General features: G+C 69.3%; 2 protein-coding genes. Both read right to left on the bottom strand.

Annotation, left to right across the window (positions count from 1 at the left end; translation table 11 throughout):
- Positions 1-44: 44 nt before the first annotated feature.
- On the bottom strand, positions 45-1715 hold the full coding sequence (locus ACXI0U_RS20170) for a ShlB/FhaC/HecB family hemolysin secretion/activation protein (RefSeq protein WP_431482748.1): 1671 nt from the start codon (positions 1713-1715) through the stop codon (positions 45-47).
- A complete protein-coding gene (locus ACXI0U_RS20165; protein ID WP_479550747.1) occupies positions 1702-15786 on the bottom strand; it encodes a leukotoxin LktA family filamentous adhesin in 14085 nt (4694 codons plus the stop codon). The genes ACXI0U_RS20170 and ACXI0U_RS20165 overlap by 14 nt, the downstream gene beginning before the upstream one ends.
- Between the last annotated feature and the right edge of the window lie 236 nt (positions 15787-16022).

Below are 16022 nucleotides of genomic sequence, written 5' to 3'. Positions count from 1 at the left end.
CATGGGCCGGGCTTCAGCACGGGAGCGGATTCGGGGCGTGGCGCTTAGAGGACCTTGAACACCACTTGCAGGTTGACGTAGGCGTTGTCCTGGTCGGAGCGCACCTTGGTCAGGGGCACGCCAAGGGTCACTTCGCCGCTGAGGCGCGAGGTGGCCTGCCAGTTGAAGCCGCCGCCCACGCTGTCGAGTTTCTCCGGCTGGCGGAACGAGGAGTCGATGCGCCCGTAGTCGTAGAAGCCGAAGCCGGTGAGGGCCTGGGTGACTCGGTAGTTGGCCTGCAGGTTGGAGTACATGCCGCCGTCGCCGGCCAGCTCGCCCTGGCGGTAGCCACGCACGGTGGAGGCGCCGCCGATCTGGAACAGTTGGCTGGAGGGCACGCCCTCGCGGTTGGCGTACTGCCAGGCCCCGCTGGCGTTCAGGTACCAGTCCGCGCTGAGGGCCTGGTAGAACTGCCAGTAGCCGACCCAGAGGCCGTAGTTCTCGCGGATGGCGGTGCCTTCCAGCTCGCTGCGGGCATCCTGGTAACCCAGGCCCACGCGCAGGGAGCGGCCCGGCGCCAGGTACAGCGCGGTGAGGTCGGCCTGGGTGGTGCGCACGCGGTTCTCGTTGAGGAAGACGTCGGCGATGTAGTTCTTGGTGCGCTGCTCGCCGTAGGTCAGCTGGCCGGTGAGCAGCCAGTCCTGGTTGCTCCACAGCGGGTGGCTGATGAACAGCGAGCCGTTCTTCGAGTCGCTCTCCGAATCCAGGCTGCGGAAGGGCCCGTAGATGACCTTCGCCTTGCTCTTGCCGAGACGCCCGCCGATGCGCCCGCCCAGGGTGTTGAAGGGCGCGTCGTAGGACAGCATGCCCACGCCCGAACCCCGAGAGCCGGAGAGGAAGGCGGAGAACACGTCGTCACGGCCGAGGGCGCCGTAGTGGCGGTACATCAAGCCGCCGGTTTCTTCACCGGTGGATTCGTAGCCGTGGTTGTTGGCGAACAGGTCGAGGCTGTTCTGCGGCGGCTCGTTGACGTTCACGTAGACGTCGGTGAGGCCGTAGCCCTTGCCCGGTTGCAGCGAGGCGGAGAGGGTGCCGTTGCTCACGCGGTTGAAGCGCGACAGCTCGGCCTCCAGGCGCTTGGGGTCCACCAGCTCGCCGTTGCCGATGTCCAGGCGCTCGCGGATGAAGTCCTCGTTCATGTAGCTGTTGCCTTCCAGCACCAGCTCGCCGACGCGGCCTTCCACCAGCTGGATGCGCACGCGGCCCTGCTCGATGCGCTGGGGCGGCAGGATGGCGCGGGCGGTGACGTAGCCCTTCTCGTCATACAGGCGGTTCACCGCCGAGATCAGTTGCTGCAGGTCGGCGAAGCCCACCTTGCGGCCGAGGTAGGGCTTGGCCATCGCCTCCAGCTGCTGGGCGTCGAGGATGGCGGTTTCGCTGAACACCACGGCGTCCAGCTGGAAGGCGACGTTGGGGTTGTCGGGCAGCTTCTGGTCGCCCACCACCGGCACGTCGAGCGCCGGGGTGTCGTCCTGCGGGCGGGCTTCCGGGCGCTCCTGGGCGCGCTGGGGCTGGCGCAGCAGCTCCGAGCTGATGGCGCCGGGCAGCGCGCCGGAGGGCAGGGCCTCGGCGCTGGCGACGGCGGCGAACAGCAGCCCGGCCGCACCGAGCAGGAAGGGCGCGCGGCTGGCGACGGCCCGCAGGCCGCCGTTGGTGAGGGTCTTAGATGGAGTCATCGTCACTGCTCTGGGTACCGAGGTTGACCGCCAGCGGGGCGGCGGAGATTGCATTGGCACGTTGCAGCGCCGGGCGCACGGGGTAGGCCGCGGAGTAGGCGGGCATCGCCTCCCCGCCGGTCTGGCGCAGGTCGGTGCTGAAGTGCGGGCGGGCCAGGTCGAAGGTGGCGTGGCCGCTGGTGACCATGTTGCGGGTGAATACGCCACGGGCCGAGTTGAACCACATGGGCGCGCGGGAGCCGGTGGCGCCGCGGGTCTCCAGGTCCAGCGAGAAGCCCTTCCAGGGGATGTAGTACTGGAAGTCGCTGGCGTAGCGCAGCGCCGGGGTGGTGTTGTCCATCAGCGCGCTGACGTAGCCGGTGGTGAGCTTCATCTCTTCGCCGATGTGGCCGTTGACGATGTTGAAGCGCACGGCGTTGGAGCGGATGTCGGCGACACGGGCGGCCAGCTGCTCGTTGAGCACGTAGGGCGCGCCGGTGATGCCCAGGTCGATGCGGTCGGCCACGCCGCCCTGCAGGTGGGTGGCCCACAGGCGCAGCGGGGTGGCCTGCACGGTCTGGGTGACCTGGCCGCGGATGCTTTCGGCGCGCAGTTCCAGGTCACGGGCGACGCGCACGTCGGCCAGATCCAGGTCGGTGGTGCCGAGCACGCCGTCGCCATCGCCCACCAGGTGGGCGGAGCCGGTGAGGGCGTGCACGCGCTCGGCACGGGCCTCGCGTTGCAGGTGCAGGTTGACGTCGCCCACCGGGGTCTCGGCGTTGAAGTGGCCGGTGTGCAGGCGGATGGCAGCGCCGTTCTCGCCAATGCCGGTGGCGGCCACCAGGTCGACCTGGCCGGTGCCTTCGTCGGTGGTGCGGATCACCGAATCCTCGTCGTCCATGAGGATCGAGCCGAGGCTGGAGGTGAGGGACACCAGGCCGTCCAGCACGCTGTTGGACATCACCAGGTCGTTCTGCGTGGCGACCACATTGGCACCGAGGCCGAACAGGCCCAGGGCGCCCTGCTTCTGCACGACGTTGAACGGGTTCAGCGCGGTGCCGATGTAGCCGGAGGTCAGGCCGTTGCCGTCCACGGCACGCAGGTTGACCAGGCCGCCGTCGAAGGTGGCGTGGTCGCCCAGGGAGTAGAAGTTGCCGTTGTTGGCCACCAGGTTGGTTTCGCCCTTCACGTCGATCTTGCCGACCACCACGTTGCCGTTGAGCACCACCACGTTGGCGGTGCCCGGCGCCACCAGGCGGTACACGGTGACCGGGTCGTTGCCGTTGTTGGTGACCTGGATGGGGTTGTCCGGCGAGCCGATGTTGCGCCCGGCGTCGATGTACAGGCCGCCGGTGACGGCGCCGGCGACGCCGGTGGCGGTCTGGTTGATCACGTCACGGCCGGCGTAGACGTAGAGGGTGCCGCCCACGGTGATGTCCTTGAGGATCACGTCCTGGGAGGTGCCCACGTGGTAGTCGCCCTTGGCGTCGATCACCACCGGGTCCTTGGCTTCGACCGCCAGGTCGTAGCGCGGGCGCAGGGTGATGCGCACGGTGTCGCCGTCCACCTGCTCGGACTGCAGCGTGCCCGGCTTGGCCTCGGCGAGGAAGGCCATCAGCTGGCTGGAGCTGTAGCTGTTGCCTTCCGAGGAGGAGAGCTGGGTGACGATGGGCAGGTAGCCGTCGGTGCGCTTGAGGGTGAAGACCAGGGTCTCCGACTCGGGCAGGGCCTGGGTCGGGTCGTTGTTCAGGCGGATCGAGCCCTGGGTGGCGGAGACGTTTGGCAGCGCGCCGGTGGAGGGGCGATCGCCCGCCACCGCGCCGGCGTTGATCACCGTGCCCAGCATGCTCTTGTCCCAGACCGCGCCGTGGGTCATCTGCGCGTACAGCTCGGAGCCGGTGTCCAGGCTGTACTGGAAGTTGGCCGAACGGGTCTGCAGCAGGCCCTGGTCGACGCCCGGCGCGCTGGCCAGGAAGCTCTTCGCCTCCAGGTAGCGGGCCTTCATGGCGCTATTGATCTCGGCGTCGCTGGCGCTGTGGCCGAGGTTGGCGCTGACCTGTTCGCGGTAGAGGTTCAGGCCCGCGCTGGTCAGGCTGAAGCTGCCGTCCGGGTTGCTGGCGCGCTCGCGGATGGTCCAGTAGTCGCTGTAGTAGCGCTCCACCAGGTTCTCGTAGCCGTTGATGGTGCTCTGGGCGTGGTTGGCGTCGGTGAGGCCCATGGCCTCCCACTCGGCGATCTTCTCCTGCAGCTTGGCGTCCTGGTCCTCGCCCTTGGGTGCGGCACCGAGGATCTGGCCGCTCGGGGTGTTGAGCTCGACGTTGCCGAACAGCGACTCGATGTAGCCGACGTTCATGTTGCCGCTGCCCTGGGTGAGGGTGACGCTGCCCGGGGCGGAGGCGTTGATCTCGTTGCTCTGGGTAACCAGCGGGCTGTTGACCCCGCCGATGGAGCTGCCCGAGCCCGAGTGCAGGTTGAGCACGTCGCCACCGATGGACACGCCCACGGCGTCGGCGTGCTGGTAGATGCCGCCGACGGCGTTGACGGTGACGTCGCCCGTGGTCTGGATCGATTTGGCGTAGAAGTCACCGCTGCTGGCCAGGAAGATGTCGCCCTGGCTGCTGGCGCTGACCGAGGCGCCGGCGACGCGGGAGTCGATCAGCTTCAGCGCGTCGCTGGCGCTGCCGATGCCGGCGCTGGCGTTGAGTACCAGGTCCTTGCCCTGCAGCGAACCGCCGGCCTGCAGCAGCGAGCCGGTGACGTCGAAGGTGCTGGTGCCGACGTCGTTGCGGATGGTGCCGCCGATCAGCACGTTGGAGCCGGAATCCACCTGCAGGCGCGACTCGCTGTTGCCGACGAAGCGGATCGGGATGGCGTGGTCGGCCTTCACGCTGTTGGTGACGGTCATCTGGATGTCGGTGGCCAGGTCGAAGGTGGCACCGGCGTGGTAGCCGCCCCATTCGTCGCCGCCGGAGGTGGTGCGCACGGTGGTGTAGCCGATGTTGGCGTCGGCCCACTGCATGAAGGCCTTGTCGTCACCGGTGACGGCACGGACCACCACGTCGCCGGCGCTGGTCAGGTAGGCCTTGCCGTCGGCGGTGGCGATCTCGCTCACCCAGCGGCCCAGGTTGCCGGGGATCTCGTCGCTCTTGCCCGAGATGCCGGTGGGGCCGGTGTAGGTGCGGGTGATGTGGTAGTCCTGGGTCCACTCGTAGCGGGCGCCGGCCTGCGGGTTGTAGGTGAAGTCGCGGCCGATCACGCTCGCCAGGCTGGCGCCGGTGAGGGCGGTGGCGCCGTTGGCGTTGTTGTAGACCGAGACGCTGTCCTGGCCGGCCTGGTTGACGTACCACCAGGTCTGCGCGCGGCCGTCGCCCCAGTGCTTGAGGGTGTCGGTGATGCGCACCACGCTCTGGCCACCGTTGCCCAGGTCGATGTCGGTGAGCATCAGGTCGCGGCCGGTGGTGTTGTTGATCTCGACATCGCCATAGCCGGAGTTGACGACGATGTTGCCCACCGTGTTGGTGTTGATGATGTTGCCGGTCAGCGACACCGAGCCGCCGCCGGCGGCATTGATGCGCTGCACCTGGATACGCTGCTTGTCCGAATCCCAGTACACCACCGGCACCTCGTCGGCACCGTTGCCGTCGGCGATGCCGCTGACGTTGTTCAGGCGCACCAGGCCGTTGCCGTTGGCGATGCTGGCGATCTCGGCGGCCGCGGCGGCGCCCAGGTTCAGCGACCAGTCGGTGCGCGCGCCCACTTCGATGCCGGCGTTGATGTTGATGTTCTTGGCGTTGATCGCCAGGGCGCCGCCCACGCGCAGGGCGCTGGCGGTGGAGCCGCTGGTGTCGGACTGGCCCAGGGCCGCACTGTTCTGCGTCTTGTAGGCCTTGATCATGGTGTAGCGCCAATCCCACACACCGGTGTTGCCGGTCCAGAAGTCGTGATCGCTGGCGGACATGTTGCCGCTGTATTCGTAGGTGGTGTCCTTGAACCAGACGCGGTTGGCGGTGTTGTCGTCGTCAGTTTCCCAGTAACCGCGGACCATGCCGTCGAGGATGATCTGCTGGTCGGTGCCGTTGCCGCTGCCGTAGTTGCGGATCAGGTAGTCGGTGAAGGCTTCCTTGCTGGTGAAGGCGTAGGAGCCGTTGTAGACCACGTTGGCGGCGAACTCGGCGATGGAGTCGGGCACGTTGCGGCCGCTGAGGCTGCTCGGGTTCAGGCCGTTGATGACGTTGGCCCACTCCGACTGCACCGAAGCCAGGTTCCAGCTGCGGCCCGGCAGGCTGACGAACAGGTCGCCGTTGGGCACGTTCATGCTCAGCTGGTAGCTCTCGATGGTGGCGAACTGCGAGACGTTGCCCGAGGTGTTGCTCAGCGAGGTGTTGCCCTTGAGGTTCTCGATGTCGCCGAGCACCAGGATGCCCGGGGCCGGGCTGGTGTTGCCCGCCAGGTTGGTGTCGTAGGTGTTCTCGATGACGATCGAGGGCACGCTCGGGCGCTGGGTGGCGTCGTAGTAGTCGGACTGCGAGCGCTTCACCTCGGTCAGGGTGGCGCCGCTGTTGGCCAGCTTGGCCGCGCCGGTGGAGGTGATGCTGCCGGTGCCCGCGGCGGAAACCAGGATGCCGTTGGTCACCAGGTAGTCGTCGGAGCTGTTGTGGATGATCACCGTCGGCGCGCCGTAGGCGGTCAGGTTGGCACCGGACTGCTGGATGCGGTCGGCACCGACGCGGATGTCACCGGCGCCGGCGATGATGTCGCCGATCACCAGGGTGTCTACGGTGGTGTTGCCGTTGGCGCCGGCGCCCAGGGACTGCGCGGTGCTGGCGCGCATCTGGGTGTAGAGGGCGATCTGGTCGCTCAGGCTGGTGTACGCGGCCGAGCCCGGGGTGAGGCCGGCGAGCTGCTGGTTGAGGCTGGCCAGGGTGGCGTCGATCTCGGCCAGCGGGCGGAACGCGTTGGCGCTGCCGGCGGCCTTGTATTGCACGGTCAGGTCGTTCAGCGAGGACACGGTGCGCAGCTGGTTGCCGTCCCAGTAGACCTCCTGGCGGTTGCCCGCGCCCGCCACCACACGGCTGTTGGCGAGGTTCAGGCTGGCCAGTTGGTTGACCCGGTCGGAGCGGGTGGTCTGCTCGCTGGAGAACAGTGCCAGGTAGGGGTTCTTGCCCACGCCGCCGCCGCTGGCGCTGACCGCGCCGTTGGTGGCGATCAGGTCGACGTTGCGCACCGAGCGCAGCAGGGCGCCGGTGCCGAACACCAGGTCGTTGGTGGTGGTCGCAGTGGCATCGGCATCGAGAACTGCAGTCACCGGGATCAGGGTGTTGTTGACCACCACCGTGCTGGCGCTGGCGCGGATGTCGTTGGCCAGGTTGCCATCGGCGCTCTGGCCGGCACGCAGGCCGAGGTTGCCGTAGCCGAGCAGGTCGGCGTTGGCGCCGAAGCGGATCAGCTGGGCAGCGGTCAGGTCGATCTTGGTATCGCCGCCGCCGGCGCCCACCAGGCCGTAGACGTCCACGCGGGCATTGGTGCTGGCGCGGGTGTCGCTGTACGCGCCGACCTGCAACAGGCCGCTGCTCTTCATGCTCAGGTTGTCGCCGAAGGTCACCTGGTTGGCGACGTCCACGTCCATCTCGGTGCCGGCGTAGGGCGCGGCGATGGCGCCACCGGCGGAGAGCTTGCCGGTGTCGGCGGCGCGCATGGTGTTGTGGGCGCTCAGGCGCAGGTGGCCCTTGTCGATGTCCAGCGGGCTGCCCACGGTGGCCAGGCCGACGTTGTTGCCGACCTGGATGCGGGTGGTGTCGCGGATGCTGTTGTCGATCAGCACGGCGCTGCCGCTGATCACGCCGCCCGAGCCGGAGAAGGCCTCGGCGCCACCTTGGGTGATGGTGTGGGCTTCGATGTCGAGGCCGTCGAGCGCGGCCACGCGGGCGCCGTCGCGCACCAGCACCTGGGTGGTGGCACCCAGGTCGAGGTCGATGAAGGTGCCCGAGGCACCGACCATGGCGGCCTGGATCGAGTCGCTGTCGGCGGCGTAGTCGAGGCGGTGCTCGGCCAGTACGTCGGTGCGGCCGGTGAGGATGTTGGTGCTGCCCAGCACGTCCACGGTGGTGGCGCTGGTGGCGTCGAGGTTGAGGGTGGAGGCGCTGCCGGCGACCACGCCGCCGCTGCCGGCCACCGCATCACCGCTGATGCCGTTGCTGCCGGTGGCGGAGAGGGCCAGGGTGCCGCCCACCAGGCCGGTGGCGCCGAAGCGCACGCGCTGGGTGGCGTCGATGTCGGCCAGGCCGACGTTGGCGCCCACGGCCAGCAGGCCGCCGACGGCGATGCCGGTGGCGTCGGTCTTGACCCGGGTGGCGTCGCTGGCCTTCACCGCGGCGTTGCCGGTGATGGCGAGCTGGGTGCCCTGGCCGATATCGGCGAGCACATTGGTGTCCAGGTTGGCGCTGGCGACGGTGGCGTTGAGGCCCATCAGGGCACCCCCGCTGGCGCCTACGGCCTGGGCTTCGGCGCTCTGGCTGCGGGTGCGCTGGGCGGCGGCGTCCACGTCCAGCGAGCCGCCGGTGAGGTTCACCGCGCCGGTGCCGGCCTGCACGCTGTTGTCCACCGAGGCGGTGGCGACGCTGGCACCGATGGCGCCGGCGCCCACGGAGGCGCCGATGGCGAAGGCGCGGGTCATCGGGTCGGTGCTGGCGCGGATGCCGATGGCGCCCTGGGTGGTGACGCGGCTGCCCTCGTCGACCCAGGCGCGGGCGCTGGTGTGGTCGCTGGCGGTGGCGACCACCGCGTTACCGGCGACGATGCCGCCGCTGACGCCGACGGCGTCGACGTTGTTGCTGGAGCGCGCGCTGGCATCGACGGCGAGGCTGCCGGCGCTGACCTGCACGTTCTTGCCCACCAGTGCCTGGGCCTGGCCGGTGCTGCTGGAGGTGGCGATGCTGGCGCCCACGGCCACGCCGCCGGCACTGATGCCGACGGTCTGCGCCTTGAGCGCGTGGTCGAGGTCGGCGTCGACGCTGAGGGCGCCGCCAGCGGTGATGTTGGCGCCGTCGAGGATGCGCGCAGTGGTCTGGCTGGATTTCTCGCTCACCGCCACGGCGGCGCCGAGGCCCACCAGACCGCCACCGCCCGCCTGGGCGAGGGCCTGGGTGGTGCCGTCCTGGCCGTCTTCGGCGCTGATGCGCACGTTGCCGCCGGCACGCAGGGTGCCGCCCAGTTCGGCGAGGCTGCGGTCACCGACGTTGATCACCGAGACGCCGGCACCGGCGCCCACCAGGCCGCCAGCCACACCGGCTGCCTCGCTGAGGGCATCGGTGCTGTTGTGGGCGCTGACGGTGACGTTGCGGCCGGCGTCCAGGGTGGCGTTGCCCACCCGTGCAGCGGCGGAGTAGGCGGTGCCGTCCGGGGTGCTGAGGAAGGTGTCGTTGGGGCTGATGGATTGCTGGTTGGCGTTGATGTCGGCCTGCAGCTGGCTGGAGCCGGCGAAGCCATTGCCCATCTGGCCGTTGAGGCCGGAGTTGCGAGCGACGCCCTGGGCGTTGCGGATGCTGTTGTCGAGGCTGCCGGTGGCCTGGGAGGAGGCGCCGGACGCGACGCTGACCACCGAGACGCCGGCGCCCGCGCCGACGTAGCCACCGCCGGCGGCGGCGATGGAGACGGAGTCGATGTCGCGGCTGTTCTCGGCTTCTACGGTGATGTCGCGGCCGGCCTTGACCGTGGCGCCGTCGCCGACGCTGGCGATGGCGCCGCTGCGCACCACCTGCACGTCGGCACCGGCACCGACGCCGGCCACGCCGCCGACACCGGCAGTGCCGAGCACGTCGGTGGTTTCGAGGCTGTCCTGGGCGTGCACGCGCACGTCCTGCTGGACGCCGTCCAACTGGGTGTTGATCTGGCTGCCCGCGCCGACACCGGCTAGGGTCTGACCCTTGGCGACCAGCACGTTGACGGTGCCGGCCACGCCGGCGGTACCGCCACCGGCGCCGGTGAAGCCGACGATGGTCACGTCCTGGGCGGCGCTGGCGTCGATGGCGGTGAGGCCGCTGGCGTCCAGGCGGGTGGCGCCGGAGGTGGAGGCTTCGGTGCGCTGGTTGAGGTCGGTGACGATGATGGTGGCACCGACGCCGGCCACACCGCCGCCCGCTACGCCACCGGCGACGATGTCGAGGTCGTTGTCGGCGTCGGCGGCGATCTCGATGCCCCCGGCGTCGCTGCGCAGGTTGGAGCCCTGCACGTTGCTGCGCACGGTGCCGGCCAGGGTGGTGACGGCCACCGAGCCGTTGACCCCGGCGGTGCCGCCGATGGCGGCGCCGACGACCACGGCGTTGAGGTCGTGGGTGGCGCGGGCGTTGACGCCGATGCCGGCGTCGCTGCCGAGGGTGGCGTTGGCGACCAGGGCCTGGGTGTCGTGGTCGAGGATGTTGGTGGTGGTGGATACGCCGACCCCGGCGGTGCCACCGCCCGCGCCGGCACCGTTGCCGGTGGTGACGCGGGTGTGGTGGTAGGCGCCGACCTGGGTGGCGGCGTTGCTGTCGAGGGTGGCGCCGCTGACCTGGGCCAGGGTGGAGCCGCCGACCCTATTGACGGTGACCGCGCCGGCCACGCCGACGCTGGAACCGCCGCCGACGCTGACGGAAACGGTGTCGATCTCGTCGGTGCTGCTGGCGACGACGCCGATGCCCTTGATGCTGTCCTGCAGGGTGCGATCGCGCAGGTCGCTGCCCATGTTGCCGTTGAGCTGGCCGTTGTCGATGGCGCGGGCGGCACCCTGGCCGTCGGCGCTCAGGTGGGTGGACGCACCGGTGACCCGGGCGGTGGTGGTGCCTTCGAGCTGGTTGACCGCCACCGCGCCGGACAGGCCGACGCCGGACAGGCCCACGCCCAGGGCGCCGGCCACGGTTTCGATGTCGCTGTCGGAGCGTGCGGTCAGCAGCAGGCTGCCGTCGCTGTGGGCCTGGGCGCCGTCACCGATCTCGGCGAGGGTGGAGCCGCCGACCATGTTGACGGCCACCGAGCCGGCGACGCCGACGTTGTTGCCCACTGCGGCGCCTGCGGCCAGGGATTGCAGCTGCTGGTTGCGCAGGGCACTGACGCGCAGCAGGTCGCCGGCCTGGAGGTTGCCGCCGTTGATGCCGGCATAGACCGCGCCGGAGATCTGGTTGTAGGAACCGGCGATGCCGATGCCCGCACCCTGGCCACCGTAGGCCAGGGCACCGGTGAGGCTGCGGATGCGCGAGGCGTCCTGGGCGTTCACCAGCAGCGAGCCGTGGCTGGTCAGGCTGGAGTCATCGGTACGGGCGCTGGTGCGGTTGTCGATGGTGTTGATGGCGATGGAGCCGGCCACGGCGGAGGAGCGTGCGGCCACGGCGCCACCGGCGACCAGGGCGTTGATGTCGCTCTGCTGGTTCGCCTGCACGGCGATGCTGGCGGCTTCGGCGTCGCTGTCGAGGATCTCGGCGCTGACGCGGTCGCTGATGGTGTTGTAGCCGAAGCTGGCACCCACGGCGCCGTCGTTGCCGATGGCGGCCGAACCGGAGGCGGTCCAGATGCTGCTGGTGTTGCCGGCGTTCACCGCCAGGGCGCCACCGAGGTTGAGGTCGTGGCTGCCGCGCAGGGCGGCGAGGGTGTCGTGGTCCAGCTGGTTGATGGCCACGGCGCCGTCGAAGGCGTACTGGTTGGAGTAGCCCATGGCGGCGGCCACCGAGACCAGGTCGGCGTCGCTGCTGGCATCGAGGCTGAGGCCGGCGGCGCTGTCGAGGCGGCGCAGGCCGTCGGCCACGGCTTCGGTGGCGCCGTCGATGCTGTTGATCGACAGGCCCGCACCGACGCCGGCCTTGCCACCGAAGCTGGCGGCACCGGCCACGGCGTGGATGCTGGAGTCGTCGCGGGCGCTGACGGTGATGCCGTCGATGGCATCGATGGCGCCGTCGGCGAGGCGCGCGCGGGTGGTGCTGTCGATCGAGTTGACGCTCACCGAGCCGGCCACCTGGTAGCTGCTGGCCGAGGCGCTGGCAGAGACGCCGGCGGAGATCGACAGGGCGCTGGCTTCGTTGTCGGCGGCGATGTCGAGGCGGCGCGCGGTGACGTCGCCGGTGGCGGCCAGCTCGGCCTCCACCAGGGAGTCCACGGTGTTCTGGGTGTAGGCACCGGCCAGGCCGACGCCGTTGCCGGTGTTGCTGGAGACGGCGGCGCCGCCAGCGATGGCGTGCAGCGCGGTGTCGTCGCTGGCCTGCACGTTGACCGCGCCGGCGTTGATGTCGAGGTTGTCGGTGATGCGCGCGCGGACCAGGTTGTCCAGGGTGTTCACCGCCGCCGAACCGGAGACGTTGATGCCGAAGGAACCGGTGCCCTCGCGGGACTGCGCGGCGGGCTGGGTGCTGGGTGCCGGCGGTGCGGTCAGGGCTACGGACAGGGCGTAGTTGCCGATGCGGCCATCGGCGCTGGCACCGACCTTGAGGCCACCGGACGCGGCCACGGAGCCGGCGGCGAGCTGGGTGTCGCGGCTGCCCAGCCAGGCTTCGGTGGTGCGGTCGAAGTCGTGCACGCCGACGGCGACGCCGGCGGCCTTGCTGGTGGATTTCACCACGCCGCCGGTGATGGTCAGGCTGTCGGTCTCATCGCTGGCGCCGATGTTGATGTCGCCGCTGCCGCCGTTCTCGTCGCTCACCACCAGGTGGGCGCCGTCGTCGATGCCGGCGCGGGTGAGGTTGTCCAGCACGGAGACGGAGATCGAGCCGCTGAGGGCGTTGGTGCCGCCCTTGGAGCCGGCCACCGCGTAGTTGAGGATGTCGACGTCGGTGACGGCGTTGACGTTGAGCTCGCTGGCGTAGAGGTTCACCGCGCCGACGGTGGCCTGGGCGCTGTTGCTGTAGATGCCGGCGATGAGGCCGGCACCGAAGCCGTTCTTGCCGCCTTCGTTGTTGAACAGGCCCGGGTCGGCCGCGACGTTGACCATCTGCGATTCGGTGCGCGCTTCGATGTCGACGGTCTGTTCCTGGCCGCGGTAGGCCAGGTCCTGGTTGATGTTGACGCCATCGGCGACATCCACCTTGGCGTTGAGGCCGACGTGGTTGATGTCGACCATGCCGCTGAGGGTGGTGCCGCTGTCCTGGGCGCCTTCGCCGGAGACGGCGGTGGCGGCGTTGACCCAGGTGCTGAACATCTGGCCTTCGTTGATGGTCTGCAGGAAGTCGCTGAGGTTGTCGGCGCTGAAGGCCTTGATCAGGTTCGACAGGCGGCTCTGGTCCAGCCACGGCAGGCTGGTCTTGGCGTTGAGGCTGAGGGCCTGCATGGCGTCCAGCTCGGCACCCGGGCGCACGGTCAGCACCGCGTCGTTGTCCTGGTTGCTGATGAGGATGGCGACGCCCACGCCGTTCTTCTTGCCGGTGCTTTCGGTGCTGAAGTCGAACGGCTTGTCGGCGTTCTTCTTCTCGGAGATCACCGAGGACACGGTGGAATCCAGCAGGTCGGTGACCTCGGCGTTGAGGCTGGCATCCTGGCCGGCCTTGACCTTGGCCTGGCCGCCCAGGTTCAGCAGCGCCTGGTTGTCGTGGTTGATGTAGGCCAGGGCACCGGCGGCGCCCAGTTCATCGAGGAAGCCCTTGCTCTGCTCGCTGCCGCCTTTCTCGCCTTCTTCTTCCTCACCCTTCTCGACGAGCTTCTTCAGCAGCTCCTTGATGCCGTCCTTGGTCTTGGCCTGGAGCAGCTCGGTGGGGTCTTCGCCGGCTTCGCCGATCTTCTCTTCCAGGGTGGCGACGATCTTGTTCTCGTCGCCGAGCATCACCGAGGCTTCGTGGCTGTTGGACTGGGTGTCCACCTTGGCTTCCAGGGTGGCGTTGCCGCCGGCCTCCAGGGTGCCGTTGAAATCGTTGCGGGCTTGCAGGTCGGAGAGGGCGACCAGCACCGAGACGCCGATGGCGCCCTCGGCGTCGCCGGCCTGGGCGCTGACGTCGAACACCTTGACCTGCTCGGCGCTGACGCTGGCGTCGAAGGCGGCCTTGATCAGGCTGCCGCTGCCGACGGTGGTAGTGGCGCGGCCCTTGGCCGAGGTGACGTTGGCAGTGAGGGTGATCGGCAGGCCTTCGAGGGCGCCGGCTTCCACCGCGGTTTCCACGGTGGTGTCGGACTGGCTCTTGAGGTTGACGTTGCCGCCCAGGGATTCGATGCGGACGTTCTGGCCGACGTTGAGCTGGGCGTCGGTGTTGGTCACCGAGACCACGGCGCCCACCGGCAGGTCGGCGACCTCGGCCTGGGCGTTGGTGCTGGCGTGGGACGAGATGTTCACGTCGTTGCTGCCGATGATGCTCACGCCGTTGCCGATGTTGACCTTGGACTGGGCGTCGAGCACCTGCACCGAAGCCAGCAGGCCGCTGCTGGCGAGGGTGTCGAGCAGGCCGCCGAAGAAGTCGCTGCCGCCGTCGTCATCGGTCTGCACGCCGGCGTCGGCCAGGGCCTGGCGCTGTTCTTCCAGCTCGTCGTCGTCGAGGACCTGGGCGATGGGGTGGCCGTTGGCGTCGACACCGTTGTACAGGCCGTCGCTGGACAGGCTGTCGGTCAGCGCGGTGGAGGATTCGGCGCTGATGGTGACCTGGCCGCCACGGATCTCGGTGCCGGCGCCCAGGGTGATTTCGGTCTTGTTGCTGCCCACGCCGACGAGGATGCCGGGGGTGAGCAGGGCGCCCTCGGCGGCGATGGCCTTGAGGGTGACGTCGCCGGCCTCGAAGGCAGCGTTGTTGGTGTGGGCGTAGAGCTTGGCGTTCTGGCCGAGGACGATGGTCGGCGCTTCCAGGGTGATGTCGCCGGAGTTGCCGACGGAGACCGCGTCGCGGTGCTCCTGCTGGCTGGCGGTCTGGTAGTTGGCGATGTTGCGGGTGGAGATCATCACGCCGTCGGCGACGTTGATCTTCTCCGAGGCCTGCAGGCTGTAGTTGGTGCCGCCCAGGCGCTGGTCCTGGGTGAGATTGATTTCGCGCGGGTCGATCAGCACGTGGCCGACGGCGCCGCCCTGGCCGGCCTTGGCCTCCAGGGTGCCGGCCCAGGTCACGCTTTCGTCGGCGGAGAGCTCGACCTGGCCGCCGTTGCCGCTGGTGCCGGCGTTGGCCGCCACGGTGCCGCCCTTGGCCAGGGTGCTCTGCTGCTTGGCCTTGATCACGACCTTGCCGCCGTCGGAGTGGGCGCCCTGGCCCGAGGCGGAGACCTTGCCGCCGTCGGCGATGGTGATGTCGTGGCCGGCGCGGATCTCGATCTCGCCGGCAGACTTGCCGGCGACACCGTCGGTGTTCACCTGGCCGGCGATCAGCACGTCGTTCTCGGCGATGATGCGGATCTCGCCGTTGACCTCGGTGATGGCGGCGGCGCTGTCGAGGCCGTCGATGTTCACCAGTTGCTCGATGCGCGGCATGGCCTGCTGGCCGGCGGTGACGCGACCGCTGGCGCCGATGCCGACGTCGCGGGCGCTGAGGGTGACGGCGCCCTTGGCGTTGACCTGGCCACGGATGGACACCAGGCCGGATTCGGAAAGGGGCAGGTTGCCGGACTTCAGCTGGGCCACGGCGAGGTCGTCGATCTTGCCGTCGGCGCCGATCAGGCGCTCAAGGGAGGCGCTGTCGGGGGTGGTGACGGTGAGGGAGCCGACGTTGATCACGCCGGACTCGCCCACGACCATGCCGTGGGGGTTGGCGAAATAGATGTCGCCGCCGATCTGGCCGTTCTTGTAGCCGTTGAGGATGCCGTTGATCTCGCTGCGCTGGTCGCGAACGATGTTGATCAGGGCGTTGGCCGAATCCGGTACATAGAGGTTGGCGGTTTCGCCGCTGCCCACGTTGAACTGCGAGAAGGAGTTGAAGCCGTTGCCGTTGCGGATGGTCTCGGTGCGAATGTCGGTGACCGCGCCGTTCTGCACCACGCTGGTGGCCGTGCGCCCGTCCGTGACGATGCCCTGGGCATAGAGGCCGGGGCTCAGCAGGGCACCGATGGCCAGCAGGCCGGCGCCGCTGGCGGCCTTGCTCGATTTGGTCTTGCCCTGCCGCTTGGTGTTCTCCCCAACGACTTGCCAGACACCTTTGGCGTGGTTCCAGATGGTGCGATAGACGTGGTTCATGGCGCGATCCTTGATGAGGGCCACCAGGGCCTGCCCCGTGGTCGTCGGGCAGTGCCTGCGTAGTGCGGGCCAGGGAAAGGGTTTGGGCGCGAGTATATGAGCGGGTCCCTGGGCCGAAACTGAGCAATGCTGACAATTGGCCATCATTTTTCGAAGTCATGATGGCCAGGCTGGAGGCGCCGTGCTAGATGGGCTGCGCGGTGTTTTCAGGGGTTTTCGCGTGCCGGGTTTCGCGG

Source organism: Pseudomonas sp. C9D1, assembly GCF_056491235.1.
Note: the sequence above shows the minus strand (reverse complement) of the source record. Positions and strands in the feature narration are given on the sequence as shown.

Bases quoted from the DNA above. Each gene is read 5' to 3' on its own strand.
- ACXI0U_RS20170 (WP_431482748.1), bottom strand. From the start codon at position 1,715: ATGACTCCATCTAAGACCCTCACCAACGGCGGCCTGCGGGCCGTCGCC.
- ACXI0U_RS20165 (WP_479550747.1), bottom strand. From the start codon at position 15,786: ATGAACCACGTCTATCGCACCATCTGGAACCACGCCAAAGGTGTCTGG.